The organism is Cupriavidus sp. GW821-FHT07C08, assembly GCF_059419025.1.
Map to the genome: position 1 here is coordinate 94,446 of NZ_JBWKQZ010000018.1, position 25,335 is coordinate 119,780.

General features: G+C 65.2%; 29 protein-coding genes and 1 pseudogene. 19 read left to right on the forward strand and 11 right to left on the reverse strand.

Going from position 1 to position 25,335, the window contains the following annotated elements:
- Positions 1-2: 2 nt before the first annotated feature.
- Together AC07UK_RS22110 and AC07UK_RS22115 are read left to right on the forward strand one after the other, a co-directional pair.
- A complete protein-coding gene (locus AC07UK_RS22110) occupies positions 3-1,451 on the forward strand; it encodes an amidohydrolase family protein (protein WP_494686445.1) in 1,449 nt (482 codons plus the stop codon).
- A gap of 2 nt (positions 1,452-1,453) precedes the next feature.
- Positions 1,454-2,161 (forward strand): sulfite exporter TauE/SafE family protein, encoded by a 708-nt coding sequence (locus AC07UK_RS22115; RefSeq protein WP_494686446.1) that lies wholly within the window; start codon positions 1,454-1,456, stop codon positions 2,159-2,161.
- Here the strand turns inward: AC07UK_RS22115 and AC07UK_RS22120 are convergent.
- Positions 2,158-3,195, reverse strand: coding sequence for a LacI family DNA-binding transcriptional regulator (locus AC07UK_RS22120; RefSeq protein ID WP_494686447.1), 1,038 nt, complete (start codon positions 3,193-3,195; stop codon positions 2,158-2,160). The two genes, AC07UK_RS22115 and AC07UK_RS22120, sit on opposite strands and share 4 nt — an antisense overlap.
- A gap of 59 nt (positions 3,196-3,254) precedes the next feature.
- Positions 3,255-3,407: a hypothetical protein gene (locus AC07UK_RS22125; protein ID WP_494686448.1), complete on the reverse strand. Its 153-nt coding sequence runs from the start codon at positions 3,405-3,407 to the stop codon at positions 3,255-3,257.
- Positions 3,408-3,514: 107 nt separating this feature from the next.
- Here AC07UK_RS22125 and AC07UK_RS22130 point away from each other — a divergent pair, with 107 nt between their 5' ends.
- Positions 3,515-3,763: a GNAT family N-acetyltransferase gene (locus AC07UK_RS22130; protein ID WP_436223795.1), complete on the forward strand. Its 249-nt coding sequence runs from the start codon at positions 3,515-3,517 to the stop codon at positions 3,761-3,763.
- A 244-nt stretch (positions 3,764-4,007) separates the two neighbouring features.
- On the opposite strand, the gene AC07UK_RS22135 is transcribed toward AC07UK_RS22130, so the two are convergent.
- Both AC07UK_RS22135 and AC07UK_RS22140 read right to left on the reverse strand, forming a co-directional pair.
- Positions 4,008-4,328: a 4Fe-4S binding protein gene (locus AC07UK_RS22135; protein WP_436223794.1), complete on the reverse strand. Its 321-nt coding sequence runs from the start codon at positions 4,326-4,328 to the stop codon at positions 4,008-4,010.
- Positions 4,329-4,388: 60 nt separating this feature from the next.
- Positions 4,389-4,805 (reverse strand): cupin domain-containing protein, encoded by a 417-nt coding sequence (locus tag AC07UK_RS22140; RefSeq protein ID WP_494686449.1) that lies wholly within the window; start codon positions 4,803-4,805, stop codon positions 4,389-4,391.
- Between the two features lie 254 nt (positions 4,806-5,059).
- Between AC07UK_RS22140 and AC07UK_RS22145 the strand changes: the two genes are divergently transcribed.
- The 4 genes and pseudogenes from AC07UK_RS22145 to AC07UK_RS22160 form a co-directional block, all read left to right on the forward strand.
- Complete coding sequence (locus AC07UK_RS22145; protein ID WP_494686450.1) at positions 5,060-6,400, forward strand: MFS transporter; 1,341 nt, start codon at positions 5,060-5,062, stop codon at positions 6,398-6,400.
- A gap of 159 nt (positions 6,401-6,559) precedes the next feature.
- Positions 6,560-7,258 carry a helix-turn-helix domain-containing protein gene (locus AC07UK_RS22150; protein WP_114134425.1) on the forward strand — a complete coding sequence of 233 codons (699 nt, stop codon included), beginning with the start codon at positions 6,560-6,562 and terminating at the stop codon, positions 7,256-7,258.
- Between the two features lie 79 nt (positions 7,259-7,337).
- Entirely contained in the window at positions 7,338-7,991 is a 654-nt protein-coding gene (locus AC07UK_RS22155) for a DJ-1/PfpI family protein (protein ID WP_494686451.1), read from the forward strand.
- A gap of 96 nt (positions 7,992-8,087) precedes the next feature.
- A pseudogene (locus AC07UK_RS22160) lies at positions 8,088-8,435 on the forward strand (GTP-binding protein); the annotation flags it as partial.
- Positions 8,436-8,453: 18 nt separating this feature from the next.
- On the opposite strand, the gene AC07UK_RS22165 reads toward AC07UK_RS22160, so the two are convergent.
- Positions 8,454-9,365, reverse strand: a complete 912-nt coding sequence (locus AC07UK_RS22165; protein WP_114134423.1) for a YihY/virulence factor BrkB family protein — start codon at positions 9,363-9,365, stop codon at positions 8,454-8,456.
- Positions 9,366-9,565: 200 nt separating this feature from the next.
- Here AC07UK_RS22165 and AC07UK_RS22170 point away from each other — a divergent pair, with 200 nt between their 5' ends.
- Positions 9,566-10,915 (forward strand): serine hydrolase domain-containing protein, encoded by a 1,350-nt coding sequence (locus AC07UK_RS22170; RefSeq protein WP_494686452.1) that lies wholly within the window; start codon positions 9,566-9,568, stop codon positions 10,913-10,915.
- 165 nt (positions 10,916-11,080) lie between these two features.
- On the forward strand, positions 11,081-12,193 hold the full coding sequence (locus tag AC07UK_RS22175; RefSeq protein WP_494686453.1) for a porin: 1,113 nt from the start codon (positions 11,081-11,083) through the stop codon (positions 12,191-12,193).
- 7 nt (positions 12,194-12,200) lie between these two features.
- Here AC07UK_RS22175 and AC07UK_RS22180 read toward each other — a convergent pair whose 3' ends face one another.
- Complete coding sequence (locus tag AC07UK_RS22180) at positions 12,201-13,121, reverse strand: LysR family transcriptional regulator (RefSeq protein WP_436223788.1); 921 nt, start codon at positions 13,119-13,121, stop codon at positions 12,201-12,203.
- A 152-nt stretch (positions 13,122-13,273) separates the two neighbouring features.
- On the opposite strand from AC07UK_RS22180, the gene gtdA reads away from it, so the two are divergent.
- From gtdA to AC07UK_RS22205, 5 genes are all read left to right on the forward strand, one after another.
- Positions 13,274-14,320 (forward strand): gentisate 1,2-dioxygenase, encoded by a 1,047-nt coding sequence (gene gtdA / locus AC07UK_RS22185; protein WP_436223787.1) that lies wholly within the window; start codon positions 13,274-13,276, stop codon positions 14,318-14,320.
- A gap of 94 nt (positions 14,321-14,414) precedes the next feature.
- Positions 14,415-15,113, forward strand: coding sequence for a fumarylacetoacetate hydrolase family protein (locus AC07UK_RS22190; protein ID WP_316154253.1), 699 nt, complete (start codon positions 14,415-14,417; stop codon positions 15,111-15,113).
- Between the two features lie 36 nt (positions 15,114-15,149).
- Positions 15,150-15,791: a maleylacetoacetate isomerase gene (gene maiA / locus AC07UK_RS22195; RefSeq protein WP_494686454.1), complete on the forward strand. Its 642-nt coding sequence runs from the start codon at positions 15,150-15,152 to the stop codon at positions 15,789-15,791.
- Between the two features lie 27 nt (positions 15,792-15,818).
- Positions 15,819-17,033: a 3-hydroxybenzoate 6-monooxygenase gene (locus AC07UK_RS22200; protein ID WP_436223785.1), complete on the forward strand. Its 1,215-nt coding sequence runs from the start codon at positions 15,819-15,821 to the stop codon at positions 17,031-17,033.
- A 109-nt stretch (positions 17,034-17,142) separates the two neighbouring features.
- Entirely contained in the window at positions 17,143-18,483 is a 1,341-nt protein-coding gene (locus tag AC07UK_RS22205; RefSeq protein WP_436223784.1) for an MFS transporter, read from the forward strand.
- Between the two features lie 97 nt (positions 18,484-18,580).
- On the opposite strand, the gene AC07UK_RS22210 is transcribed toward AC07UK_RS22205, so the two are convergent.
- The gene (locus AC07UK_RS22210) at positions 18,581-19,051 is read right to left on the reverse strand and encodes a DUF1801 domain-containing protein (protein ID WP_436225321.1); all 471 of its coding nucleotides are present in this window, start codon (positions 19,049-19,051) and stop codon (positions 18,581-18,583) included.
- 221 nt (positions 19,052-19,272) lie between these two features.
- Between AC07UK_RS22210 and AC07UK_RS22215 the strand changes: the two genes are divergently transcribed.
- From AC07UK_RS22215 to AC07UK_RS22235, 5 genes are all read left to right on the forward strand, one after another.
- Entirely contained in the window at positions 19,273-19,692 is a 420-nt protein-coding gene (locus AC07UK_RS22215; protein WP_436223783.1) for a DUF1801 domain-containing protein, read from the forward strand.
- A 154-nt stretch (positions 19,693-19,846) separates the two neighbouring features.
- The gene (locus AC07UK_RS22220) at positions 19,847-20,827 is read left to right on the forward strand and encodes an ABC transporter substrate-binding protein (protein WP_494686455.1); all 981 of its coding nucleotides are present in this window, start codon (positions 19,847-19,849) and stop codon (positions 20,825-20,827) included.
- A gap of 269 nt (positions 20,828-21,096) precedes the next feature.
- Complete coding sequence (gene tauA, locus AC07UK_RS22225; protein ID WP_013952522.1) at positions 21,097-22,095, forward strand: taurine ABC transporter substrate-binding protein; 999 nt, start codon at positions 21,097-21,099, stop codon at positions 22,093-22,095.
- 86 nt (positions 22,096-22,181) lie between these two features.
- Positions 22,182-22,958 carry a taurine ABC transporter ATP-binding protein gene (locus tag AC07UK_RS22230; protein WP_035823999.1) on the forward strand — a complete coding sequence of 259 codons (777 nt, stop codon included), beginning with the start codon at positions 22,182-22,184 and terminating at the stop codon, positions 22,956-22,958.
- A gap of 10 nt (positions 22,959-22,968) precedes the next feature.
- Positions 22,969-23,844, forward strand: a complete 876-nt coding sequence (locus tag AC07UK_RS22235) for an ABC transporter permease subunit (RefSeq protein WP_013952524.1) — start codon at positions 22,969-22,971, stop codon at positions 23,842-23,844.
- Positions 23,845-24,018: 174 nt separating this feature from the next.
- Here AC07UK_RS22235 and AC07UK_RS22240 read toward each other — a convergent pair whose 3' ends face one another.
- The 4 genes from AC07UK_RS22240 to AC07UK_RS22255 form a co-directional block, all read right to left on the reverse strand.
- Positions 24,019-24,282 (reverse strand): hypothetical protein, encoded by a 264-nt coding sequence (locus AC07UK_RS22240; RefSeq protein WP_436223781.1) that lies wholly within the window; start codon positions 24,280-24,282, stop codon positions 24,019-24,021.
- Positions 24,283-24,348: 66 nt separating this feature from the next.
- The gene (locus AC07UK_RS22245) at positions 24,349-24,612 is read right to left on the reverse strand and encodes a hypothetical protein (protein WP_494686456.1); all 264 of its coding nucleotides are present in this window, start codon (positions 24,610-24,612) and stop codon (positions 24,349-24,351) included.
- Between the two features lie 68 nt (positions 24,613-24,680).
- Complete coding sequence (locus tag AC07UK_RS22250) at positions 24,681-24,944, reverse strand: hypothetical protein (RefSeq protein WP_013952526.1); 264 nt, start codon at positions 24,942-24,944, stop codon at positions 24,681-24,683.
- A gap of 64 nt (positions 24,945-25,008) precedes the next feature.
- Positions 25,009-25,272, reverse strand: a complete 264-nt coding sequence (locus tag AC07UK_RS22255; RefSeq protein WP_436223779.1) for a hypothetical protein — start codon at positions 25,270-25,272, stop codon at positions 25,009-25,011.
- Positions 25,273-25,335: the final 63 nt, after the last annotated feature.

Below are 25,335 nucleotides of genomic sequence, written 5' to 3' on the forward strand. Positions count from 1 at the left end.
CAATGACTGATCGTTCTGACTCGACGCCGGCCTGGCCCGGCGATACCAACCCGGCCCTGGTGCCGGACAGCTTCAGGCAGCCGCGCATCCTGCTGCCGGAATGGACCTTGCTGCGCCAGGGCGCGGTACGCGGCCACGCGGTGGTGGTGGAGGGTGGCCGCTTCACGGCAGTGGGCACGGCCGCGGAAGTTGCTGCGCGCTTCGCCGAGCTGGAGACCCTGCCGCTGCCGCGCATGCTGCTGATGCCCGGCATGATCGACACGCATCACCACCTGACGCAGTCGTTCGGCAAGTCGCTGGTGTTCGGCGAGCCGTCGGAGATCTTCCGGCGCGTGTGGGTGCCGCTGGAAGGCAGCCTGAAAGCGGAGCACCTGTACCTGTCGTCCAAGCTGGCAGCGCTGGAAGCGCTGCGCGGCGGCTTCACCACCGTGGTCGATGCCGGCACGCGCAGCGACGCCGGGCTGGACGCGGTCGCGCGCGCGGTCACCGATGCCGGCGTGCGCTGCGTGCTGGGCCTGATCTGCAACGACAAGCCCGGCGCGGAAACGCTCGACGCCGCGCCGATCCTGCGCCGCGCCGCCGCCCACCTGGACAAGTACGCCGGCGATCCGCTGGTGGCCCCGTCGCTGGCGACATCGATTCCCGAGGTGGCCTCCGACGCGATGCTGCACCACGTCTACCAGTTGTGCGCCGAGTCCGGCCGCATCTTCCAGACCCACGCCAACGAGCACCTGGTGGCGGTGGAGCGCTCGCTCAATGCCTGCGGGCGCCGTCCGATCGAACATCTCGCGGCAGTCGGCGCACTGGGCCCTGCGGCGCTGCTGGCGCATGCCACGCTGGTGACGCCGAATGAGATCCGCTTGCTGGTCGACACCGGCACCGCGGTGGCCTACAACCCCGTGGCCAGCGCCTGGAAGGGCAACGCCGTGGCGCCGGCCGAGACCATGGCTACCTTCGGCGTGCGCCTGGGCCTGGGCACCGACGGCACCCGCAGCGACGGCTTCCGCCTGCTGGACTATGCCGAGGCCGCCCAGCGCTTCGCCTTCGGCATCGGCGTGGGCGATTCTTCCTGCGGCGCGGGCTGGCGCTGGGTCGACATGGCCACGCACGACGCGGCCGATGTGGCGGGCCTGGGTGCGCTCACCGGCGAGATCGCCGCGGGCAAGCGCGCCGACTTCCTGCTGGTCGACCTGGACGTGCCTGAGCTGACGCCGTCCTGGGACCTGACCTGGGAACTGGTGCGCCTGGCCAACCGCGACCAGATCCGCGCGGTCTTTGTCGATGGCAGCCTGCGCCTGTGGCAGGGCTGGCCCACGGACTGGGACGCACGCGCGCTGATGCGGGCGATCCACGCCATGGCCGAGGACACCATCGCCAATGCCCCGATCCGCAAGCTGCACGACGCCGCGGACGTGCACCGAATCCGCCATGGCGGCACGGAGGCATCCTGACCATGGACATGACGTTGTTCAGCGTCGGCGTGGCGGTCTTTACCGGCGCGCTGATCCAGGGTGCGACCGGCATGGGCTTCGCGCTGATCGTGGTGCCGGTGCTGGCGCTGGCCGCGCCGGCAATGCTGCCCGGCGCGCTGCTGCTGGCGATGCTGCCGCTCAACGCCTACGTCGCCTGGCGCGAACGCCATGCCATCGACCTGCGCGGCGCAGGGTGGATCAGCGCCGGGCGGCTGGCCGGCACCTTCGGCGGGCTGTGGGTGCTGGTGGCGATGCCGATGGCATGGCTCAACGCGCTGGTCGGCGGCAGCACCATTGCCGCAGCGGTGGTGTCATTGCTGGCGCCGGCCTTTACGCCGGGGCGGCTGACCTTTGCCTCGACCGGCCTGATCACCGGCGTGACCGAGACCGCAACCGGTGTCGGCGGCCCGCCGCTGGCGCTGGCCTACCAGCATGCGCCGGTCGCGACGCTGCGCGCCACCGTGGCGCTGTGCTTCCTGGTCGGTGAATCGATCTCGCTGGTGGTGCTGGCGCTGAGCGACCGGCTCGGCATGGAGCAGGTGCTCTATGCTGTCGGGCTGCTGCCGGTGCTGATCGTCGGCATGGTGGCCAGCCACCTGGTGCACAAGCGCATCAACCAGCGCATGCTGCGCATCGGCGTGCTGGTGTTTGCGTTGGTCTCCGGTGCGGTGGTGCTGCTGCGCGGCTAGCTGTCTGGCGTGGACGATGCCCGCACCACCAGTTCCGGCGCGGGCCCGGTGATCACGTCGCGGCTGCGGTCGCCGGAAAGATGTGCGAACAGCAGCTCCACCGCCAGCGATGCCACGCGCTCCAGGTGCAGGTTGACCGCGGTGATCGGCGGCTGCGCGCTGCGGGCGCGGATGCCGTCATAGCGCGTCACCACCAGCACATCGTCGGGCACGCGCTTGCCCAGCCCTTGCAGGTGGGCCATGGCGCCCACCGCAAACGCATCCACCGGCGCGCACAGCGCATCGAGCGCCGGCATCTGCGCCAGCAATTGCGCGCAGGCCTCGGCGCCCGCGGCTTCGCCGTGTTCCTCGGCTGCCTTGACGATATGGCAGGGCAAGCCCAGCGCCTGCGTGAACTCGCGGTAAGCGCGTTCGGTTTCCACATACGACTGGCGCGGCGCGGCGCCGATCATCAGGCCGATCTGCCGGCGCCCGTGCCCGTGCAAATGCGCCAGCAGCAGCCGGGCGGTATCGGCCGATTGCAGGTCGATGCAAGGCACCGGCGTGTCGGTCAGCGGCTCGCGCCCGATCGACACGATGCTGACGCCGCGCTCGCGCAGCCGCGCGATATGCGGGTCGCCCGCGATCGGCTCGATCACGATCGCTCCGTCGATATCCAATGTATCGAGCAGGCCCCCGGCGCCTTCCAGCGGCGGCACCAGCACCACGCCCAGGCCGCGCCCCATTGCTGCCTCGGCGGCAATCGCCGCCACCTCCATCATGAAGCCGAGCCGCGACGTGCCGCCCGCCACCGCGAATGGCATCGACGACAACAGCGCGATGCAGTTGGCTCGGCCCGACTGCAGCCGCTGCGCGCGCACGCTGGGGCGGTAGCCCAGCTCGGCGGCAACGCGCTTGACGCGCGCACGCGTGGCCGGGTCCAGCACGCCGCGGTCGTTCAGCGCGTGCGACACCGTGGTCAGCGACACGCCGGCGGCGCGGGCGACGTCGTGGATGGTGATGCGGCGAGGGCGGTCTGGCGTGGATTCGGTCATGCGGGACACGGGCGATGGTTCAGGGCGGAGCATACAACAGCGCGCGGCAAGGGGCAGGTTCAGCGGCGCGCGTTGGCACCGTCAGCTTCGGACGACAGCTCCTTCCAGTGTTCGCGCGTGAACCCGTAGAGCACCTCCAGCGCCGGCGACAGCGAACGCGCCGCCATGCGTGCAATGCCATAGCGGCCGCAGCGGCGTGGATCGGGCGGCATCGGCACTTCGGCCATCCTTCGCCGCGCTCGGACTCGACCCCAAAGTTTGCCGGCTCCGGCACATCTTGGGCATAACTTCCCGCTGCGTTGGCGCAGAGCAGACGTCGATGCATGGCTGGCTGAGGAGGTTTGTCGCGCCTTGGGTCACCTTCGCGATCCATACTGTTGCGGTGCTACCGGCATTTCGCGGACGCCATTTTGCCACCTACATAGCCAGCGCATTACTGATGAGGGCACGTGTCGGCGGCTGCTTAAGTGCGACGGTGCTGACAAACGAGCATTTCGGCTTCTTCGCTCGCCATGGCTTCAGCTTGACCCCAGTCGACAGTCTCGTTCGTGAGACACAATTGTCCTGAAGTTTGCTGCGTAGGTTCGGGGCTCGTTCTCACTACATGGCGCGCCATCTGAACTGACCAGAGCCTGGTCGAACCATAGGGAATCCAGGTGCAAGGACTTCCCGTTTGGCCGCGCATACTTCCACGCGCATCCTCACCGTCCGAAAATATTAAGACACTATGACTTTCCGTGAGGCAGAGGCTGGCCCCCTATGCGGAGTTCTCCATGGTTGCTGTGATCAGGGTGGGGACCTTATACCAGGGTTCACTTTAAGAAGTGGGCCTTATCGTTGCGCGAGGCCCAGGCTGCAGCCTCGGGCAGAGGGCCTTCGCCAATCTTTACAACTGGCCATGTATAGGCTAAGCGGCGATTGATTTCGATGAACGCTCGTTCATCTTCTTTGAGGTCGTACTCGCTCTTGATCGCCGTAACCGGACAGACCATCTCGCATATCGAGCAGTTTATGCAGACTTCAGGATCAATTGCCATGAAGTTCGGTCCCTGATGAAACGCCTCTACGGGGCAGACCTCTACACACTCCCCGTAGCGGCAGTTGATACAAGGCTCGGTAACTACGTACGCCATGATCTGCTCCTTCAAAGAGCTGCGGAGAGTCCGCAGCTCTTTTACTAATCCGCCCGGTTGTCAGGAAGTCTTGCGAAAACCCGCGGTCCCAAAAAAGACGTTCGGCTTACGGTAGACGGCGAGGAGCAGGCAGCCCTCGTCGGAGTGGGTTTCGTGCAACGAACCAGGTTGGCGCCACACGAACTGGCCAGCGCGACAAATGCCGTCGTGATCGTAGAACGAGCCTTCGAGCACGTAGCTTTGCTCGATTTCGGGGTGTTTATGGAAGGGAAGTACTGCACCAGGTTCCCATTTCAGGAGAACCGTCATCTCACCTGCTTCGTCGTTGCGGTACAGCACCTTCATGGAGATTTTCTCGAACTGAGAAGGCTCCCATTCGATGGTGTTCGGGTCCACGTATACAGACCCTCCGGGAGTGGGGTCCAGCTTGCCTTTCAGGCGCTCAGCGAAGTGTTTGTTTTCAGAGAAGTCGGTCATGGTTCGTCTCCTGTGTGACCTAAAGGATATGCACGGTGCAGTGGAAGATGCGATGCCGCACGGACGGCAATGTAGTTCCATGTTTCCCAAAGGTCAACAAAAACAGCGTCTCTATCTCGTAAAGCGACTATAACATCCCTTAAGTTTCCTAGTTTACCCTCTTTGTCTTGAAAAAGTTTCCTGTTGGTGTACTATCCAGCCGCAGTTCTATGAAACAAGCCCGCAGGACGGGAAATAGGAAACAGGAGACATTCATGGACGCTTTTTCGGACCCTGATCGATTGGCGGGGGTATCTCAAGCCGCGCATCAAGCGGGTGCTAGTAACAGCATGAGCAAGGTGGTGTTGGCCAGTGTCATCGGCACGATGGTTGAGTGGTATGACTTCTTGCTCTACGGAACCGCCGCGGCGCTTGTATTCAACAAGCTCTTCTTTCCTTCGCTGGATCCCCTGATGGGCACGCTTGCTTCGCTCGGGTCATTCGCGGTGGGCTTCATTGCTCGTCCATTGGGGGGCGTAGTCTTCGGCCACTTCGGCGATAAGATTGGTCGCAAAACCATGCTCATGACCACAATGTTCCTTATGGGTGGAGGAACGTTTGCGATCGGTTTGCTGCCGACGTACGCACAAATTGGCGTTTGGGCGCCAACTCTCCTGATCCTTTTGCGCGTGATTCAAGGGATTGGCATTGGCGGTGAGTGGGGTGGTGCGGCGCTTATGGTCATCGAGCACTCGCCGCGTAACAAGCGTGGGTTCTTCGGGAGCCTGGTTCAGATGGGCTTTCCACTTGGAATGCTCGCCTCGACTGGCATATTTGCCTACCTGAGCCGCATGCCCGATGCCGATTTTCTTTCCTGGGGCTGGCGTATCCCGTTCTTGCTCAGTTCGGTTCTTGTCCTTCTTGGCTTCTACATCCGACTAAAGGTCACGGAATCCCCTGTTTTCGAGGCTGCGGCAGCAGACAGCGAACAGCCGCCCAAGATCCCTCTTCTGGAGGTGCTGGAAAAGCATAGGCGCAACCTACTGATCAGCATTGGGCTGAAGGTTTGCGAGGTCGCCTGGGTCTATATCCTCACGGTATTTGTGGTGGTGTACGGCACTACGGTGTTGCACATTCCAAAGGCCACTATTCTGGATGGTGTGTTACTTGGCGCTGCGCTGGAGTTGATTACTATCCCGTTGTTCGGGTGGCTCTCGGACCGTTGGGGTCGCCGGACGCTGTACTTCCTGGGCTCTCTTTTTACCATCGCGGCCGCATACCCCTTGTTCCTCGGGATCCAGACTGCTAATCCAACCATCATCGCGCTGACTATTGCGATTTGCATGAACCTTGGGCATGGCTCGATGTATGGGCCGCAAGCTGCCTTACTGCCGGAGCTCTTCGGAACGAGAGTTCGATACAGCGGGTCGTCGCTGGGATGCCAGGTGGCGGCGGGGATTGGCGGCGGCCTTGCACCCATGCTTGCAACGGCATTGCTGGCGCAGCAAGGGCATTTCGTTGGCGTGGCCATCATGATCGCCGTCTTGGGTGTCGTCACCTTCATTGCGACTGTTTGCAGCCCGGAAACTTATCGAGACAACCTCTATGAATCGTAGGCAGTGATTCGTGGAGTCTCCGCGGTCAGGTGCGCACATATGGGCACGATAAGCTACATTTTTGGGTGATACGTCGGCTAGAAGCGCTTACAATCTTCTTCGCGGGAAACTTTCGAAGTTTCCCAATCCCTACCTTATAGGCGAACGGAAATTGCAAGCATGGCGGCAAAATCTCTGGAGCGACACCGCAGCCCCCTGCAGTCTGAGGGAGCACCTCGACAGGATCATGATTCCACTTCTTCCCCCTCGGAAGATGAGGAAGCCGTTTGCCAACGGTTGCGGCATGCCCGGATTGAGCAGGGGCTGACGCTGGAAGCGCTGGCGGAACAGTCCGGATTCACGAAGGGGTATTTGTCGAAAATTGAGAATGGAAAAAAGGCTCCCCCAATTGCATCGTTAGCGCGCATCGCGCGCGCGATGGGATTGGAATTGAGTTACTTCTTTCTGGATCCCGAACAACCCGGATCAGCATCAAACGATGACGTTGATTCACCAGTCTCAGTTGTCCATCACTGGGAGAGGAAGCCCGTAGTCCGGGGAGGGAGTGCCTACGGGTACGACTATGTGAGTCTTGCGCATAAGAAGCACGCCAAGTACATGGACCCGTTTATGTTTACCTTCCCTTCTGAAATCAACCTTGATTACTTTTTCGAGCATCCGGGCGAAGAGTTTGTCTTTTTGCTTTCGGGAAAAGTGGAGTTTGAGTTCAAGGTAAGAGGCAAGCTTCTGCGCTACGAGCTCGAAGCGGGCGACAGCTTGTATTTCGAATCAAGCACACCCCATCGCGGGCGAGCTTTGGAGGGCGACGCCCAAGCGATCGTTGTAGTAACAGAACCGACGAGCGTTGGAAGCGTATAAGTACGCGTCCCGCGCGTCAGTTGACCAGCGGACACGGGCGGATCCGTGTTCGAAAATTTCCTTGGAAGGAGGCAACAAGATGCGCGTGGCAGTCGTTTTGTACAACCACATCGAACCTATTGAGCTCGCCGTCATCGGCACGCTGTCGATGGCAAAGCGCGTGACGGACAGGCTCTCGTACTTCACCGTGTCCGAGAAGGGCGGGATGGTGGAGCTTCAGAACGGACTCAGGGTTGAGGCCGACTATTCCTTTGCAAATGCCCCGGCGGCTGATGTCGTGATCATTACCGGTGGTCCTGGGTGGCGAGTGCAGGTGAAGAACGAATCGATGCTGGCCTTTATCCGTCAACGTCATGCCAATAGTGAGACTGTCGCGAGCGTTTGCACGGGCGCATTGATTGTAGGAGCCACCGGGCTGCTTGCCGGCAAGGCCGCCACGACGAAAGCTCCTGTTACAGGGCCCGAAGAGTGTCCCTTGGAGACGCTCGCCAGACAGTGTCCTGACACAGAAGTCGTCGAGGCTGTTGTCGTGGATGAGGGGGAGATTGTCACGGGCGGCGGGGTGACACTCGGAATCGACCTCACTCTCTATCTGCTGGAAAGATTCTTGGGCGCAGACGTGTGCTATGAGACGGCCCGAATCATGGAGTATGACGCCGCCATGGACGTCAATCAAAACCGCAGGCCTATTCTGCGATGCCACGATAGTTCTACTTCGGTGACGACGGAATAGGCCGACAGGCACATCGCCGTAGTGTGATTCTGCGCGGCGGCCCCGGCTTTCGCCCCTCCTGGCAGGGATGCTGAGTTCCGGTCGGGCACGGCATGGCCCGACCTGCTGGTGATCGAGGCCAGCGGTGTCTCGGACCCGCAGCGCATTGCGCAGGTCGGCTTGCTGGATCGGGCCTTTGCGCTCAGTGCCGTGGTGGTGGCCGTGGACGTGACCGAGGTCGGCCACAGCCTGCACGATCCGCTGGTGGGCGACATGGTGCGGCAGCAGATCGCGGGGGCCTCGGTGGTGGTGCTGACCAAGGCAGACCTTGCCGATGCGGATGCGCTGGCAATGGCTGCCGCCACGGTCGACGGCATCGCGCCGCGTGCCGCGGTGCTGGCCGCATGCAAGGGCGAGGTTCCGTTGTCGGCCTTTATCGACGCCGCCCTGCCGGAACCACATGGCGATGTCGGATGGTGCCGCTCAGGTGTGGAATTCTTCCGGTTCCGCTTGCGCTGGCCTGCCTTCCCAGCCGCCACGCTCGAACTCCGCGATCACCTGCGCCCCCAGCAGCAGCAAGGTCGCCGCAATCTCCAGGCTCAGCAGCACCACGATCGCCGTGGTCAGCGAACCATAGACCCGGCTCACTTGCGACAACGTGGTGAAGTACCACGCCAGCACATGGCGGGAGATTTCCCACAGCACGGCCGCGATCAACGCGCCGCTCAGCGCATGCCGCAGCGACAGCCTGCCAACCGGCATCACCATGTAGATCGAAGTCAGCATCAGCACCTCGCCAATGAAGCCGAGCAGGTAGAGCAGGCCGGTCGAGAGCCGGCCCAGCGACCAGTCGCGGCCCAGCACTTCCACATGCCGTTCGCCGATGGCCAGCAGGCCGCCTGACACCACCGTGACCAGCAGCAGGCCCACGCTCAGTACCGCAATGTAGCAATAGGGCAGTAGCGCCGAGACCAGGAAATGCCGGCGCCGGATCGCCACGCGGTGCTCGAAGATCACCGACATGGCATTCTCCAGCACGGTGAAGGCGAGCGAACTGAAAAACAGCATGGTGCCCAGCAGCACCCAGCCGATCGTGCCGCGATTGCGCAGGAAGGCGGCAAGCTCGGAGATCAGGGCCCTGGACTGCCCCGGCACCACCCACTCCAGGTAGCGCGCTAGCGTGGACAACAGCAGGTCTGGTCCGATCACGTGCGACAGGGCAATGATCATCAGGATCAGCAGCGGCACGATCGACAGCAGCGCGTAGTAGGCCACCGCGCCGGCCAGCAGCAGGCCCTGGTTGGCGCGGAACTGCCTGAGCGTGTGCCAGGCAAAGCGCCCCGGATGGCGGAGCAGGTCGCGGACGCGGGCGTCGGGAAGCTGCATGGCAGACATCGGAGAGGAAGGGTTTCGCCATTATGCGGCTTCGGTGCCTGACATTCCACCGGGTTATGGCTCTATTCCGAACGCATCATTGTGGTCAGGATCCGCGTCCGCCAAGATGGCGCCCGCGGCCTGCACCATGCAGGCTTGTACCTCATGCATACAAGGCGGCGCACCGTGCGTGCAAGCGCCTGGACAGGAATGGAGACAGCATGCAAACAGTGACGCGCAGGACGGGATTCGGACGCAGCCGGGCGTGGTTGGCCGTGGCGCTGCTGGTGGCGCCGATGAGCGTTGCGCTGGCGCAGGGCACCGGCCAGCCTTTGGCCGTTGCCGAGGACGAGGTCATGCAAGGCTTTCCGCCGCCGCACGACAAGCAAGTCAGCCGCGGCAGCGGGCTGCGTCCGCCGTATATGCGCTGGGCGTTCCGGCATGCGCGCGAGATGTCGCCAACGGCGGGCATCCGGCATGCCAGCCAGCCGCTGGGCCTGGCCGGCCAGCCCGGTACGGAACTGGATGGCACCACGTTTGCCGTGGCGGGCAAAACTGTCCGACTGGCCGACTACCTGCGCGACACCCATACCGACGGCTTTATCGTGCTGCACCAGGGCAAGGTCGTCTATGAGCGCTACCTCGCTGGCTTTGGTCCTTACCAGCCGCATATCTGGGCCTCGATGACCAAGTCCGTCACCGGGCTGCTGGCCGCCATGCTGGCCGAAGAGGGCAAGCTCGATCCGCAGGCCCGGCTGGCGCAGTATGTGCCGGAACTGGCCGGCAATCCGTTCGGCGAGGCCACGGTACAGCAGAACCTGGATATGGAGGTGCCGGTGGGCTACCCGGAGGGGCTGCCGCCGGACCTGGGGCTGTTCGGGGCGGTGGGGATCGTGCCGCGCAGGGCGGATGCGCCGGACACCATCTATGACTTCCTCAAGGTCGTCCACGCCACCGGCGGGCGCGACGATGGCGGCGTCTGGTACTACCAGAACGGCTCGCCGGAAGCGGTGGCATGGGCGCTGCGGCGCATCACCGGCAAGAGCTGGGCGCAGCTGGTGACTGAGCGGCTGTGGTCCCGCTTTGCCGACGATGATGCCTACACCCAGGTGGACCGCCAGGGCACGGAAATGGCCAGCGGCGGCATGAATTCCACGCTGCGCGACGCCGCCCGCTTTGCCGAGGCGGTGCGCCGGGCGGCCGCGGGCGACGCCTCGGGCGGGATCTCGCCGGCGGCGGTGCGCATTGCGCTGCAGCCGGCCGGCAACCAGGCCCGCTTTGCGCGCGGCAACACCATGCCGGGCCGCGACGGCTATGGCTACCGCAACTACTGGTTCCAGCGCAACGACGGCGACGGCAGCATCGAGGCCAGCGGGCGCTTCGGACAGAAGATCTATATCAACCCGGCCAGGGGGCTGACGGTGGTGAAGTTCTCCGCCAGCCCGGACGGCGCCGCGCGTGCGACCAGCGCGGCCGGGGTGCGCAAGCGCGACGATCCGGCCCGGGCGCTGGAATCCGCCGAGGCCATGGTGGCCGCGGCGCTCGCGATCCATCGCGCGGTCAGCCGCTGAGCCACGCCGGCAGGGGCCGGCAGATTCCCCCGATCTGCCTCTCACGCACGCCGCCAGGGCGTGCGCAGGACAGCTGCGCGCTTGCGGGCTGCGCAGTCCGCAATCCAGCCATCGGCACCTTCGCCGTGGCGACGACCAACCACAACGAAGCAGGATGGAGAGACCATGAAAATCAGGCTTGAGAAGCTGATGCTGCCGGCAGCACTGGCCATGCTGGCCTGCACGGCGCAGGCGAACGTGACGCTGTATGGCGTGGCCGATGCCAACATCGAGTACGTCAATCACCTGTCGACGATGCTGCCGACGCAGCCGGGCTTCCCCGGCCCGGGGCACAGCCGCGTGGCGCTGGGCTCCGGCGGCTTGTCCGGCTCACGCTGGGGGCTGCGCGGTACCGAGGACCTGGGCGGCAGCCTCAAGGCCGTATTTGTGCTGGAGAGCGGCTTCGGCATCGACGATGGCCGGCAGACGCAATCCGGCCGGTTGTTCGGTCGCCAGGCCTTTGTCGGCCTGCTGAGCGAGCGCGCCGGCCGGCTGACCTTCGGGCGCCAGTACACGTCGATCTTCGATGCATTCTCGAACTTCTCGCCAAGCGGTTATTCGACGCAGTACGAGCCGATCGCGGCCCAGCTTGGCCTGGACTTCCGCTCGGACAATAACGTGAAGTACACGGGCACGTTCGGCGCGGTTACTGCCATCGGCAACTATTCGTTCGGCAACAGCGTGTTCGGCGCAGGCGAGGTCGCGGGGCAATCGCGCCGTGATACGGGCTATGGCGCCGGCCTCAACTACTTTGCCGGCGGTTTCGGCGCGGCGCTGGCGTTCAACCGCTACAACCCGACGCTGGGCACTGGCGGGGCCATCGGCAATTTCCGCAAGGCCGGGGCCGCGGTCAGCTATCGCGCAGGCCCGGTCAAGCTGATGGGGGGCTATCGCTGGGGGCTCAACAAGGCGGCCAACGGCACGACCGTCGTGCGCGACGATTACTACTGGGCCGGCATCAACTACCGCGCCACCTCCAGTCTGGACCTGACGCTCGCGTACTACTACGACGACGTCAAGGCGCTTGCCGGCAGCAACGTGAAGAACCCCTGGCAGCTGAGCTTCATCGCCGACTACAGCCTGTCAAAGCGTACCGATGTCTATCTGACGACGGCCTATGTCCAGCATGCCGGCATCAACTTCGATACCTCGGCGGTGAGCTTTGCCAACGGGTATTTCCTCGGCAGCGGGCATCGCAGCATGACGGCCGTGGCGGTGGGGGTGCGGCATCGCTTCTGAGCAGCACCTAGTCCTGCGGCGCCCCCGCCGCCCGCCGCAGGCAATCCAGCATGGCCATGACCGCCGCGCGCGACTGCGCGTCGTCACGCCAGTACATCGACACCGAGCCGAACCCCGCCAGCCGCAGCGGCACGATGCGCAACGCGCCCAGCTCTTCCAGCCGGCGCGCGGTGCGGTGCGAGGCCAGGCCGATCATGTCGCTGTTGTTGAGTAGCGTGAGATTCAGCACGGTGGAATTGCTCTCCACGCAATCGGCCGGCAGGGCACGCTCGGCGCTGGCCAGCGCGCCTTCCAGCGCATTGCGGATCGGCGTGCCGCGCGGCCACACCACCCAGCGGTAGCGATACAGGTCGTCCCAGCCGATGCCGGCGCCCTGCAGCAGCGGATGGCGGGGCCGGGCGACGAAGTGGATCGGCTCCATGTAGAGCGATTCGGTGCGCATGTGGGCGTCCTGCAGTTCGGGGGCCGAGCGGCCCACTACGATATCCAGCTCGCTGTGTGCCAGCTGGCTCATCAGCCGGTCCATGGTCGTTTCCACCAGCCGCACGCTGGCGCGGGGCATCTGCTGCAGCAATTGCAGCGCTGCCAGCGGCACGGTATCCGCCGACGACGCGCCCGACGTACCCACCACCACAATCCCGCTGCCGCCGTCGCGCATGGCCTGCAGGTCGTCGCGCGCGGTATCCAGTTGGGCCTCGATCCGGCGTGCGTGCTCGATCAGCGACTCGCCGTAGGGCGTGGGCCGCAGCCCGCGCGCCTGGCGCTCGAACAGTGGCAGCCCGATATCGTCCTCCAGGTCCTTCAGCCATTTGGAAAGGCCCGGCTGGGTCGTGTTCAGCATGGCCGCCGACTGGCTCATATTGCCGGTCTCGGCCAGGCTCAGCAGCATCTGCAGGTTGCGCAGCCGCAATCTCTGGGTCCAGTCCATGGGGCTACCTATATAAAAAATCGTATCGATAAGATGAAAAGTTCATTTCAAATCTTATAGGGCGGCGCGTATAACAACAACAAGACGGTGCGAGCGATGACACGCACCCACAAAAGCGCTCCCAAAGCCCTGCATAAAGTTACGGAGACAGCATGTCCGAACACACCCCAGACCCGGCCCGCGTGGCCTATTACGAAGAAATCGGCCGCAGCCACATGACCCCGTTGTGGGAGTCGCTGCACGCGCTGGTGCCGCCGCAACCGCGGCCGCAGATCGTTCCCGCCATCTGGAAGTACGCGCAGATCCGCCCGCTGGTGATGCAGGCCGGCGGCGTCATCAGCGCCGAAGAAGCGGTGCGCCGCGTGCTGGTGCTGGAGAACCCGGGCATCCCGGGCAAGTCGAGCATCACCTCCACGCTGTACGCCGGCCTGCAGCTGATCCTGCCGGGCGAGATCGCCCCCAGCCACCGGCATACCCAATCGGCGCTGCGCTTTATCGTGGAAGGCAAGGGTGCCTGGACCGCGGTCAACGGCGAGCGCACCACCATGCACCCCGGCGACTTCATCATCACGCCGTCGTGGACCTGGCATGACCATGGCAACCCTGCCGTCGAAGACGGCGGCGAGCCGGTGGTGTGGCTGGACGGGCTGGATATCCCGCTGGTGCAGCAGTTCGATGCCGGCTTTGCCGAGAACTACCCGGAAGCCCAGCAGCCCGTGACCCGCGTCGAGGGCGACAGCTTTGCCCGCTTCGGGCACAACATGGTGCCGGTGCGGCACCGCGTGACCGATCCCACTTCACCGGTCTTCAGCTACCCGTACGAGCGCTCGCGCGAGGCGCTGGACCAGCTCTATCGCAACGGTGAGCTCGATGCCTGGGACGGCGTCAAGCTGCGCTATATCAACCCGGCCACCGGCGGCTGGCCGATGCCGACCATCGCCACCTTCATGCAGTACCTGCCGGCGGGCTTCCAGGGCAAGACCTACCGCAGTACCGACGCCACCGTCTACAGCGTGGTGGAAGGGCGCGGCACGGTGCGCATCGGCGACGACCAGTTCCAGTTCGAGCCGCGCGACATCTTCGTGGCCCCGTCGTGGGCGCCGGTGCAGCTGGGCGCGCTGGAAGACGCGGTGCTGTTCAGCTATTCCGACCGGCCCGTGCTGTCCGCGATGAACCTGCTGCGCGAAGCGCGCACCTGAGCCTCCCGCAACCCTGATCCGACCTGCCCCGGGCGGTGCCTGCGCGCACCGCCGGAGGCCCCCGCTTACCTGACGATTCCGGAAACTCCGAACCATGTCCTACGTCTTCACGCCCCCCGCCACCGTTTCCATCCCCGTTGCCGGCAGCGACGACCAGTTCGCCGTGCGCCGCGTCTACTGCGTGGGCCGCAACTACGCCGCCCATGCGCGCGAGATGGGCTTCGATCCCGACCGCGAGCCGCCGTTCTTCTTCTGCAAGCCGGCCGACGCGATCGTCCCGGTGCAGGCCGGCACCACGCTGGACCTGCCGTACCCGGCGCAGACGCAGAACTACCACTACGAGGCCGAACTGGTGGCCGTGATCGGCAAGGCTGGTTCGGATATCCCGGTCGAACAGGCACTCGAACACGTGTGGGGCTATGCCGTCGGCCTCGACATGACCCGCCGCGACCTGCAGATGAAGATGCGCGAGATGGGCCGCCCCTGGGAAATCGGCAAGGCCTTCGATGCCTCGGCGCCGGTGGCGCCGATCCACCGTGCCAGCGAGATCGGGCACCCGCAGCAGGCCGGCATCTGGCTGACCGTCAACGGTGAAACGAAGCAGCGCAGCGACGTGTCGCACCTGATCTGGTCGGTGGCCGAGACCGTGGCCTACCTGTCGCAGTTCTTCCGCCTGGAGCCGGGCGATGTGATCTTCACCGGCACGCCGGAAGGCGTTGGCGCGGTCAAGGCCGGCGAGACCATGGTCACGGGCGTGGATGGCCTCGGCGAACTGACCGTGCGCGTGATCTGACCCCCCGTGAATCGCAGCACACAGGCATTACCGATCATGCAGCTCTATAGTTTCTTCAACAGCTCGACGTCCTACCGGGTGCGCATTGCGCTGGCGCTCAAAGGCCTGCCGTACGACTACCTGCCGGTCAATATCCGCACCGGCCAGCACCGCGCGCCGGAGTATGTCGAGAGCATCAACCCGTCCGCGACCGTGCCCGCGCTGGTGGATGGCAGTTTTACGCTTGGGCAGTCGTTCGCGATCATCGACTACCTGGACGCGCTCCATCCGGAGCCGCGACTGCTCCCGCAAGACCCGGTGCAGCGCGCGCGGGTGCTGGAACTGGCCACGCTGATCGGCTGCGACATCCACCCGGTCAACAACCTGCGCGTGCTGCGCTACCTGCAGGATGTGCTGAAGGTCTCGCCCGAGCAGAAGGATGCCTGGTACCGCCACTGGATCGATGAAGGCATGGCCGGCGTGGAGCGCCTGCTGGCGCTGCACGGACATGGCCGGTGGTGCTTCGGCGATGCGCCAACGCTCGCTGACGTCACGCTGGTGCCGCAAGTCGCCAACGCCCTGCGCATGGGCTGCGACCTGAGCCGGTACGAGCGCGCGCTGGCGGTCTACGCCCACGCCAGCGCCCATCCCGCCTTTGCCCAGGCGGCGCCCGGGCGCCAGCCCGACTACACCGCCTGACGCATCGCGCAGGCGAGGAGACAAGACATGAGCAGTACCAACAACGCGACCGGCAAGGTCCTCATCACCGGCGGCGGCATCGGCGGCCTGGCCGCGGCGCTGGCGCTGGCACGCCAGGGCATCCGCATCGAACTGCTGGAACAGGCCGAGCAGATCGGCGAGATCGGCGCGGGCATCCAGCTGGCCGCCAACGCCTTCGCTGCGCTCGACGCGCTCGGCGTCGGCGAGGCCGCGCGCAGCCGCGCGGTCTTTACCGACTACCTCAGCCTGCGCGATGCGATCGACACCAGCGAGATCGCCCGGGTCGATGTGGGCCACGCCTACCGCGAGCGCTTCGGCAATCCGTATGCGGTGATCCATCGCGCCGATATCCACCTGTCGATCCTGGAGGCGGTGCAGGACCACCCGCTGATCACTTTCCGCACCAGCACGCGCGTGGAGCAGTTGCTGCAGGACGACAATGGCGTAACCGTGATCGACCAGCACGGCGAGCATCACCATGGCGACGCGGTGATCGGCTGCGACGGCGTCAAGTCCGCCATCCGCCAGGCATTGATCGGCGATGAGCCCCGCGTCACTGGCCATGTGGTCTATCGCGCCGTGGTCGACGTCGCCGACATGCCGCAGGACCTGCAGGTCAATGCGCCGGTGGTGTGGGCCGGCCCGCATTGCCACCTGGTGCATTATCCGCTGCGCGGCGGCCAGCAGTACAACCTGGTGGTGACCTTCCACAGCCGCGAAGCGGAAACCTGGGGCGTGCGCGACGGCAGCAAGGCAGAAGTGCTGTCGTACTTTGAGGGCATCCATCCGCTGCCGCACCAGATGCTGGACCGCCCCACCTCGTGGAAGCGCTGGGCCACCGCCGACCGCGACCCCGTGGAGCAATGGAGCTTCGGGCGCGCCACCATCCTCGGCGACGCCGCGCACCCGATGACGCAGTACGTGGCGCAGGGCGCCTGCCAGGCACTGGAAGATGCGGTCACGCTGGGCGAAGCGGTGAAAGTGGCCGGCGGTGATTTCGAAGCGGCATTCAAGCTTTACGAGCAGGCCCGCATCCCGCGCACCGCCCGCGTGCTCTACGCCGCGCGCGACATGGGCCGCGTCTATCACGCCAAGGGCGTGGACCGGCTGGTGCGTAACAGCCTGTGGACCGGCCGCACGCAGGCGCAGTTCTACGACGCGCTGCAGTGGCTGCATGGCTGGCGTGCCGACAAGTGCCTGAGCCCCACTCCGTGGCTGTAAGCCGCTGACGCAGCCTTTCTTCGCAGTCAATCCGAAACGACCTGGCGGCCGCCTATAAGGCCGCCGGGCGTGACTCGCCCCTAATCCTGGCATCAAGGAGGAGACCACCATGCCTGCCAGCCAACCCCTGAACGTCACCGCGTTCATCGACCGCCAGCCGCTGTCGGCGTTCCAGGTGAGCATCGTCGTGCTTTGCTTCCTGATCGTTGCGGTCGATGGCTTCGATACCGCGGCGATCGGCTTCATCGCACCAGCCATCCGCGCGGAATGGCAGCTGACGCCGGCCCAGCTGGCGCCGCTGTTCGGCGCCGGGCTCGGCGGCCTGATGGTCGGCGCCTTCCTCTTCGGCCCGCTGGCCGACCGCTTCGGCCGCAAGGGCGTGCTGGTGCTGTCGGTGCTGTTCTTCGGTGCCGCCAGCCTGGCGTCGGCCTGGTCGCATGACCTGTGGACGCTGGTGCTGCTGCGCTTCCTGACTGGCCTGGGCCTGGGCGGGGCCATGCCCAACGCCATCACGCTGACCTCGGAGTTCTGTCCGGAAAAGCGGCGCTCGTTCCTGGTCACGACCATGTTTTGCGGCTTCACGCTGGGCTCGGCTTTCGGCGGCCTGGCTTCCGCCGGGCTGATCGACGCCTTTGGCTGGCGCTCGGTGCTGGTGGCCGGCGGGGTCATGCCGCTGGTGCTGGCGGCGCTGCTGCAGTGGCTGCTGCCGGAATCGGTGCGTTACCTCGTGCTGGCCGGCAAGCAGCGCGAACGCATCGTCGCCACGCTGCAGAAGATCGCGCCGCAAGCCGACCTGCGCGACGCCACCTTCGTGGTCGGCGAACAGCGCAGCACCAGCTCGCCCGTGCGGCACCTGTTCCGGCCCGAGCTGCTGCGGGGCACGCTGCTGTTCTGGCTGACCTTCTTTATGAGCCTGCTGGTGATCTACCTGCTGTCCAGCTGGCTGCCGACGCTGCTGCGCACGACCGGTCATTCGCTGCGCACGGCCGCGCTGGTGACAACGATGTTCCAGGTCGGCGGGACGATAGGGGCGATTGCGCTGGGTTGGCTGATGGACCGGATCAATCCGCACTATGTGCTGGCATCCAGCTATGCGCTGGCGGCGCTTGGCATTGCGGCGGTGGGCAGCGTTGCTTCCGAGCCGGTGGCTGCGGGCATGGCGGTGTTCCTGGCGGGCTTCTGCATCTCAGGGTCGCAGGTGGGTGCGAATGCGCTGTCTGCCAGTTTCTATCCGACGGACTGCCGTGCCACAGGCGTGAGCTGGGCCAACGGCGTGGGCCGGATGGGCTCGGTGGTGGGGTCGGTCGGCGGGGCGACCATGTTGTCGATGGGCCTGGGCATGCCGGCGTTGTTTGCGTTGATTGGCGTGCCGGCGCTGGTCGCCGGGTTGTCGATGTTCTCGTTGGGGATGGTCAGGCGTCAGGGCGCGGTGGAGCGCCTGGCAGTCTGAAGGCGGGCGGCGGGAGCCATTGACTGAAGGGGGGGCATGGCCTGACGTTCTCCCCCTCGGCACCACGGCTGTCGGCCTGCTTCTGAGGGGCAGGGGCTTACGGAACCCAGCCAGGCAGCTCCGATGCCTGCCGGATCCAGCTTGCCACCAGCGCCTCGTCAAGCTCGTCGTCTTCGTGGATGTGGAAGTAGCGCGTGTTCTTGTCCTTGGACTCGACGGGGGGAACAGGGCGCAGCGAAATGCCACGGAAGAAAGCCACCTTGATGTACTTCGTCATGCAATGGAAGCTGAGGAGCCAGCCCTGGCCCTCGATGCCATAGAAGGGCGAGTTCCACCTCACTGCCTTGCGGACGTCAGGCACGGTGCGCTCGATGAGCGCGTCGAGGCGGCGCCCGGCGTCGTGTTTCCAGCCCGGCATGGCGGCGATGTAGGCCTGCACGGGGGCATCTCCGTCGGCCTTCGCGATCCGGGGGTTGCCGCCGGCGAGCAGGGGCGGGCTGGCAGCGGCCCGCCTGGCCGGGGTCTTCGTTGCGGCGTGCCCCGGCTTCCTGGATGGTTGGTTCGCCATTGCCTTCACTCCATCGAATACACGCTGACCGCCTGACAGACAGGCCAGGTCGCCCAGGGCAGGCATGGCTGCTGACGACAGTGCATGAAGCACAACAATCGGGCTATGCTAACCTGCTGAAACGGATGGAGCAATGAACGAGGGATCGACCGAAACACTCTCTTTCATTGCCGAACGTGAGCTGCCTCATCCACGGGACCAATTCGAGGAATAGGGATCCAATGAATCCATCGGAACGCATCGACGAGCTGATCGCAGGACTCACTGACTGGCGTGGCAAGACGCTGGCCAGCCTGCGCAAGACCATCCTTGAGGCCGACGGCGAGATCATCGAGGAATGGAAATGGATGGGGAGCCCGGTGTGGTCGCGTGACGGCATGATCGCGGTCGCCAACGCGCACAAGGAGAAGGTGAAGATCACCTTCACCAACGGGGCGAGCCTGCCGGATCCTGACAAGCTCTTCAACGCCGGCCTCGGCGGCAACAAGTGGCGTGCGATCGATCTCTTAGAGGGGGACAAGATTGACGCGCGTGCCCTGAAGAATCTCATCCGTGCCGCGATTGCGTTCAATCAGGGCAAGTCGAAGAAGAAGGCAGCGCCCGCGGCTACCAGGGCGAAAGCACAAGAGAGCAAAGAGTAAAGGGGCGCGAAGCTCTGGCGTGCGGGCGCGCGCCAGAGCTTCGCAACGAAGGTCCCGGCCGGCATGCTCAACGCATATGGAATGCCAGTTTTCTTCGTTGGTTTTCGCGTGCCGCGCGCGTACGTTCGTGGGTTTCCATCTCCACGCGAATGCCATGACCGCTTCCCGACGACAGTTCCTGCGCCAGGGCGCCGCCGCCACGGCCGCGCTCGCCTCCGGCCCCATCCTTTCCTTCACTACCTTCGCCACCGGCAATGCGCAAGCGCAGGGGCGCCCGGTCCTGAAAGCCGGCGACCAGAAGGGCGGCCTGCGCGCGCTGCTCGAGTCCGCCAACGCGCTCGATGGCCTGGGCTATGACATTCAATGGACCGAGTTCCCTGCCGCTGCACCGCTTGCCGAGGCGCTGAACGCGGGCGCGGTCGACAGCGGCCCGATCGGCGATGCCCCGGCGATCTTCGCGCTGGCGGCCGGCACGCGGATCAAGCTGATCGGCGCCAACCGCTCTGACCCTTACGGCACGGCAATCCTGGTGCGGCCCGACTCGCTGCTGCGGCAGGCAGCCGACCTGAAAGGCAAGAGCATCGGCACGAACCGTGGCTCGATCGGGCACCTGGTGACGCTCAAGGCGCTGGAATCCGCGGGGCTGAAGCCGGAGGACGCCAACCTCCGCTTCCTGCCGCCGGCGGATGCCAAGCTCGCGTTGAGCAGCGGCTCGGTGGATGCGTGGGCGACGTGGGAACCCTATACCGCGATGGCGGAAACCAGCGGCCACGCGCGCGTGCTGGTCAGCGGACGCGGGCTGTGGTCCGGCCTCAGCTACCTGGCGGCCACCGATGCCGCGCTGGCGGCCAAGCGCGTGGTGCTGCAAGACTTCCTGCGCCGGGTGGTGCGTGCGCAGCAATGGTCCTACCAGCACGTGCCGGAGTTCTCGGCGGCCCTTGCCCGCATCATCGGGATCCCGCCGCAGGCGGCACGGCTGCAGTTCGAGCGGCGGCACACGCAATGGCGGAGCATTGACGCCGAACTAATCGCCGAGCAGCAGCGCACGGCGGATTTCTACCAGAAAGTCGGGCTGCTCAAGCAACGGCTCGATGTGCGGCAGACCTTCGACTCCGGGTTCTCCCTTGCCGCCTGACCGCCGCGGGCGGCATCAGGCCGTGCACCGGGATCTTCGACGGCCTTGGGAAGCGCCTCCGGCACGACCAAAGCCTCGCCGGTAGCCGCTAAGGATTTCCATGATTGACGCCGCCCCGCGCCAGCGCATTTCACGGCCTGGCGCGGCCTGCGCCGGCGCGGACCGTTCTGGTCCCAGCGAATCCGGGCAACTGGTCCTATAGGCCCGGAATGGCCCTCACCTATAAAGCCGTGACCCCCAAACATATTTCCCTTCCGAGGAGCACAACCATGCGGTGGATCAAGCAGATAGCGACGTATTTCGCCCTGGTGGCCGCGCTGGCGCCAGCCGCACACGCCCAGAGCAAGAATGTAGTGATTGCTTACCAGGACATGGTGGTGCCCTGGCGCTACGCGCAGGACATGAAGGAACTGGAAAAGCAGACCGGCTACACGGTTTCGTTCCGCCAGTTCGGCGGTGGCGGGGATGTGATCCGCGCCATGGCTTCGGGCCAGATCGCCATTGGCGAGGCCGGCACTTCGCCGATTGCTTCGGCGCTGTCGCAAGGGCTGGATGTCGAACTGTTCTGGATCCTGGACGACATCAACGCAGCCGAGGCGATGGTGGCGCGCAATGGCAGCAAGATCGCCAGCGTCGCCGACCTGAAGGGCAAGCGCGTCGGCGTGCCCTTCGTGTCGACCACGCACTACCACACGCTGGTCGCACTGGAGCGCGCCAAGATCAATCCTAAGGACGTCCGCATCGTCAACATGCGGCCGCCCGAGGTAGCCGCCGCCTGGGAGCGCGGCGATATCGACGCCACCTTTATCTGGGACCCGGTGCTGGCCAAGCTCAAGCAGTCAGGCACCGTGCTGATGACCTCCGGCCAGATTGCCGCCGACACCGGCAAGGCCACCTTCGACGGCATGATCGCCAACAAGAAGTTTGCCCGTGAGAACCCGGAGTTCATGGTCAAGCTGGTGCGCGTGCTGGCCGCAGCGGATGACAACTACCGCAAGAACAAGGCGTCGTGGACCCCCGATTCGCCCATGGTGAAGGCGGTGGCCAAGGTGTCTGGCGCCAAGGCCGAGACCGTACCCGCGAGCATGGCGCTGTACGCCTTCCCCACGCTGCAGGAGCAGGTGTCGGAGCGCTGGCTGGGCGGCGGCGCGGCGCGCGCGCTGCAGTCCGCGGCGCAGTTCCTCAAGGAGCAGGGCACCATCCAGACCGTCTTGCCGGACTATGGCCCGGGCGTCAATGCGGAATGGGCGAAGCGGGCGTTGCGCTGACGCCGCGCCCATCGCGCTGAAGATGGCCGCCGCGCGCAAGCCAGTCCGGCGCGGCCGCCCCCAAGGTCCTGTTGCGGAAGCCCATCATGTACAAGCTTGAAATCGATAATCTCAGTGTCAACTATGGCGTCGCAGGCGGTGCCAAAACGCTGGCCCTGTCGCAAGTCAACCTCACCATGGAGCGCGGCGATTTCGTCGTGGCGCTCGGTGCCTCGGGCTGCGGCAAGACCACCTTGCTGTCGTGCATCGCAGGCTTCATGGAACCCTCGGAAGGCGAGATCCGGCTGTCCGGCAAGGTGGTGCGCGGGCCGGGTGCCGAACGCGGCGTGGTGTTCCAGAAGCACGCCCTGATGCCGTGGCTCAGCGTGGCGGACAACGTCGCGCTGGGATTGCGCCTGCGCGGCGTATCGCGTGCCGAGCGGCTGCGGGTTGCGCATGAGAAGCTGGCCGCGGTCGGGCTGGAAGATGTCGCCGGCAAGCCGGTCTATCAGCTCTCGGGCGGCATGCAGCAGCGCGTCGGGATTGCCCGCGCGCTCGCCTGTGATCCGGCCGTGATGCTGATGGACGAGCCGCTGGGCGCGCTCGACGCGCTGACGCGCGAATCGATCCAGGCGCTGATTCTCAAGCTCTGGGCCAAGGAACAGAAAATTGTTTTCTTTATCACGCACAGCGTGGAAGAGGCGCTGTTCCTGGCCACGCGGCTGATTGTCATGACGCCGTCGCCTGGCCGCATCGCGCACACCTATGAATTGCCGTTCGCGCGGCGCTTCATCGAATGCGGGGACGCCCGTGCAGTCAAGGCCGACCCGGAATTCATCCGCTATCGCGAAGAGATCATTGACCTGATCCATGCCACCGCCTGAGGAACACGAGATGCCCGCTTCCGTCCAACGCATCGAACCCACGCCGCGCGTCACCAAAGCCGCCGCGGCCGGGGCCAGCCAGCAAATGAAGACCGTCTCGGGCTACCGCCTGCCCGGCGAGGGGTCAAGCTCACGCATCTCCACCATCACCGTGGTGCTGCTGCTCGCGCTGTGGTGGCTTGCCAGCCACCTGCGCTGGCTGCCGCCGCTGTTCCTGCCCACGCCTGAGTCCATCGTCACCGCCTTTATCGATGCCTGGCAGGGCAACCTGCAAGGCGGCCAGCCGCTGACCGAGCATTTCGCGGCCAGCATGCTGCGCGTGTTCGGCGCCTTCGGGCTGGCGGTGGTCACGGCGGTGCCGATCGGCGTGATGATGGGGGTGTCGCGCATCGCACGCGGCGTCTTCGATCCGCCGATCGAGTTCTACCGTCCCCTGCCGCCGCTGGCGTACCTGCCGCTGATCGTGATCTGGTTCGGCATCGACGAGACCTCGAAGGTGCTGCTGATCTTCCTGGCCTGCTTCGCGCCGCTGGCAATGTCGGCCCAGGCCGGCGTGCGCTCGGTCACCATCGAGCAGATCAACGCGGCTTACTCGATGGGTGCCACGCCGTGGCAGGTGGTGCGCCACGTGGTGATACCCGCCGCACTGCCCGATATCCTGACCGGGATGCGCATTGCCATCGGCTTCGGGTGGACCACCCTGGTTGCCGCCGAAATGGTGGCCGCGACCGCTGGCCTTGGCCAGATGGTGCTCAATGCCTCCAACTTCCTGCGTACAGACGTGGTGATCATGGGCATCGTGCTGATCGGGCTGATCGCCTACGTGTTCGACCTGCTGATGCGCAAGCTGGCGAAAGTCCTGGTGCCCTGGAAGGGACGGATGTGAGGTGAGGGCATAGCTCCGGGATCATTATCCCGGGGCACCCTCCCCAGGGGCCACGATGACCCGTTCAGACCTGGTCGGAGAAGGCAGTGGAAGATAGCGCAGGCGGTATCTTCCGTTGCGGACTCCAAGGTGCGTCGCCACCCGTTGAAGCGGGGGCGACGCATCTCGGTCCTGTTACAGCGCGGCCACCTGGACACCGTTGCCGAAGTTCTGCATGGTGGGCATCTTCAGGCTGAGGTGCGTGCTGGCGTCGATCGTGTTCACGGTCGGGCCGACCTGCAAGCCGATGGTCGGGCTGGCAAAGCCGCCGCCGCCGACGACGTTCTGGGCGTTGCCGCCGACAACAGAGTACGCGCTGCCGCCGCGCACGGCGGACATGGTCTTGCCGTCCAGTTCCTGGTCGAGCGGCAGGTCCTTGATCATGAGGGTCGATTGCATGGTAAGTCTCCTTGGGGGTTCGGTTGAGGGAGTCCCGCCTCGGCGAGACTCCCGCATGCAGCGTGGTTACAGCGTCGCCACCTGGGTGCCGTTGCCGAAGTTCTGCAGGGTGGGGATCTTCAGGCTGAGGTGCGAGCTGGCGTCGATCGTGTTCACGGTCGGCCCGACCTGCAAGCCGATGGTCGGGCTGGCAAAGCCGCCGCCGCCGACGACGTTCTGATAGTTGCCGCCGACAAGCGAGTAGGCGCTGCCGCCGCGCACAGCGGACATGGTTTTGCCGTCCAGTTCCTGGTCGAACGGCAGGTCCTTGATCATCAGGGTCGATTGCATGGTAAGTCTCCTTGGGGATTCGGTTGAAGGGGAGTCCCGCCTCGGCGGGCCTCCCGCATGCAGCGTTGTTACAGCGTGGCCACCTGGGTGCCGTTGCCGAAGTTCTGCAGGGTGGGGATCTTCAGGCTGAGGTGCGAGCTGGCGTCGATCGTGTTCACGGTCGCGCCGACCTGCAAGCCGATGGTCGGGCTGGCAAAGCCACCGCCGCCGACGACGTTCTGGGCGTTGCCGCCGACAACAGAGACGGCGTGGCCGCCGCGCACGGCGGACATGGTCTTGCCGTCCAGTTCCTGGTCGAGCGGCAGGTCCTTGATCATGAGGGTCGATTGCATGGTGAGTCTCCTTGGGGGTTCGGTTGAGGGGAGTCCCGCGTCGGCGGGACTCCCGCATGCAGCGTTACAGCGCGACCATCTGGGTGCCGTTGCCAAAGTTCTGCAGGGTGGGAAGCTTCAGGTTGAGGTGTGTGCTCGCGTCGATGGTGTTCACGATCGGCCCGATCTGCACGCCGATGGTCGGGCTGGCAAAGCCGCCGCCGCCGATGACGTTCTGGAAGTTGCCGCCGACGAGAGAGAAGGCGCTGCCGCCGCGCACAGCGGACATGGTCTTGCCGTCGAGTTCCTGGTCGAGCGGCAGATCCTTGATCATGAGGGTCGATTGCATGGTGAGTCTCCTGGGGTTCGGTTGGGGGAGCACGTTTGTTGCGCTCGAAGGGTATAGAGCACG

Bases quoted from the DNA above. Each gene is read 5' to 3' on its own strand.
- AC07UK_RS22110 (WP_494686445.1), top strand. From the start codon at position 3: ATGACTGATCGTTCTGACTCGACGCCGGCCTGGCCCGGCGATACCAAC.
- AC07UK_RS22115 (WP_494686446.1), top strand. From the start codon at position 1,454: ATGGACATGACGTTGTTCAGCGTCGGCGTGGCGGTCTTTACCGGCGCG.
- AC07UK_RS22120 (WP_494686447.1), bottom strand. From the start codon at position 3,195: ATGACCGAATCCACGCCAGACCGCCCTCGCCGCATCACCATCCACGAC.
- AC07UK_RS22125 (WP_494686448.1), bottom strand. From the start codon at position 3,407: ATGCCGCCCGATCCACGCCGCTGCGGCCGCTATGGCATTGCACGCATG.
- AC07UK_RS22130 (WP_436223795.1), top strand. From the start codon at position 3,515: ATGCATGGCTGGCTGAGGAGGTTTGTCGCGCCTTGGGTCACCTTCGCG.
- AC07UK_RS22135 (WP_436223794.1), bottom strand. From the start codon at position 4,328: ATGGCGTACGTAGTTACCGAGCCTTGTATCAACTGCCGCTACGGGGAG.
- AC07UK_RS22140 (WP_494686449.1), bottom strand. From the start codon at position 4,805: ATGACCGACTTCTCTGAAAACAAACACTTCGCTGAGCGCCTGAAAGGC.
- AC07UK_RS22145 (WP_494686450.1), top strand. From the start codon at position 5,060: ATGGACGCTTTTTCGGACCCTGATCGATTGGCGGGGGTATCTCAAGCC.
- AC07UK_RS22150 (WP_114134425.1), top strand. From the start codon at position 6,560: ATGGCGGCAAAATCTCTGGAGCGACACCGCAGCCCCCTGCAGTCTGAG.
- AC07UK_RS22155 (WP_494686451.1), top strand. From the start codon at position 7,338: ATGCGCGTGGCAGTCGTTTTGTACAACCACATCGAACCTATTGAGCTC.
- AC07UK_RS22165 (WP_114134423.1), bottom strand. From the start codon at position 9,365: ATGTCTGCCATGCAGCTTCCCGACGCCCGCGTCCGCGACCTGCTCCGC.
- AC07UK_RS22170 (WP_494686452.1), top strand. From the start codon at position 9,566: ATGCAAACAGTGACGCGCAGGACGGGATTCGGACGCAGCCGGGCGTGG.
- AC07UK_RS22175 (WP_494686453.1), top strand. From the start codon at position 11,081: ATGAAAATCAGGCTTGAGAAGCTGATGCTGCCGGCAGCACTGGCCATG.
- AC07UK_RS22180 (WP_436223788.1), bottom strand. From the start codon at position 13,121: ATGGACTGGACCCAGAGATTGCGGCTGCGCAACCTGCAGATGCTGCTG.
- gtdA (WP_436223787.1), top strand. From the start codon at position 13,274: ATGTCCGAACACACCCCAGACCCGGCCCGCGTGGCCTATTACGAAGAA.
- AC07UK_RS22190 (WP_316154253.1), top strand. From the start codon at position 14,415: ATGTCCTACGTCTTCACGCCCCCCGCCACCGTTTCCATCCCCGTTGCC.
- maiA (WP_494686454.1), top strand. From the start codon at position 15,150: ATGCAGCTCTATAGTTTCTTCAACAGCTCGACGTCCTACCGGGTGCGC.
- AC07UK_RS22200 (WP_436223785.1), top strand. From the start codon at position 15,819: ATGAGCAGTACCAACAACGCGACCGGCAAGGTCCTCATCACCGGCGGC.
- AC07UK_RS22205 (WP_436223784.1), top strand. From the start codon at position 17,143: ATGCCTGCCAGCCAACCCCTGAACGTCACCGCGTTCATCGACCGCCAG.
- AC07UK_RS22210 (WP_436225321.1), bottom strand. From the start codon at position 19,051: ATGGCGAACCAACCATCCAGGAAGCCGGGGCACGCCGCAACGAAGACC.
- AC07UK_RS22215 (WP_436223783.1), top strand. From the start codon at position 19,273: ATGAATCCATCGGAACGCATCGACGAGCTGATCGCAGGACTCACTGAC.
- AC07UK_RS22220 (WP_494686455.1), top strand. From the start codon at position 19,847: ATGACCGCTTCCCGACGACAGTTCCTGCGCCAGGGCGCCGCCGCCACG.
- tauA (WP_013952522.1), top strand. From the start codon at position 21,097: ATGCGGTGGATCAAGCAGATAGCGACGTATTTCGCCCTGGTGGCCGCG.
- AC07UK_RS22230 (WP_035823999.1), top strand. From the start codon at position 22,182: ATGTACAAGCTTGAAATCGATAATCTCAGTGTCAACTATGGCGTCGCA.
- AC07UK_RS22235 (WP_013952524.1), top strand. From the start codon at position 22,969: ATGCCCGCTTCCGTCCAACGCATCGAACCCACGCCGCGCGTCACCAAA.
- AC07UK_RS22240 (WP_436223781.1), bottom strand. From the start codon at position 24,282: ATGCAATCGACCCTCATGATCAAGGACCTGCCGCTCGACCAGGAACTG.
- AC07UK_RS22245 (WP_494686456.1), bottom strand. From the start codon at position 24,612: ATGCAATCGACCCTGATGATCAAGGACCTGCCGTTCGACCAGGAACTG.
- AC07UK_RS22250 (WP_013952526.1), bottom strand. From the start codon at position 24,944: ATGCAATCGACCCTCATGATCAAGGACCTGCCGCTCGACCAGGAACTG.
- AC07UK_RS22255 (WP_436223779.1), bottom strand. From the start codon at position 25,272: ATGCAATCGACCCTCATGATCAAGGATCTGCCGCTCGACCAGGAACTC.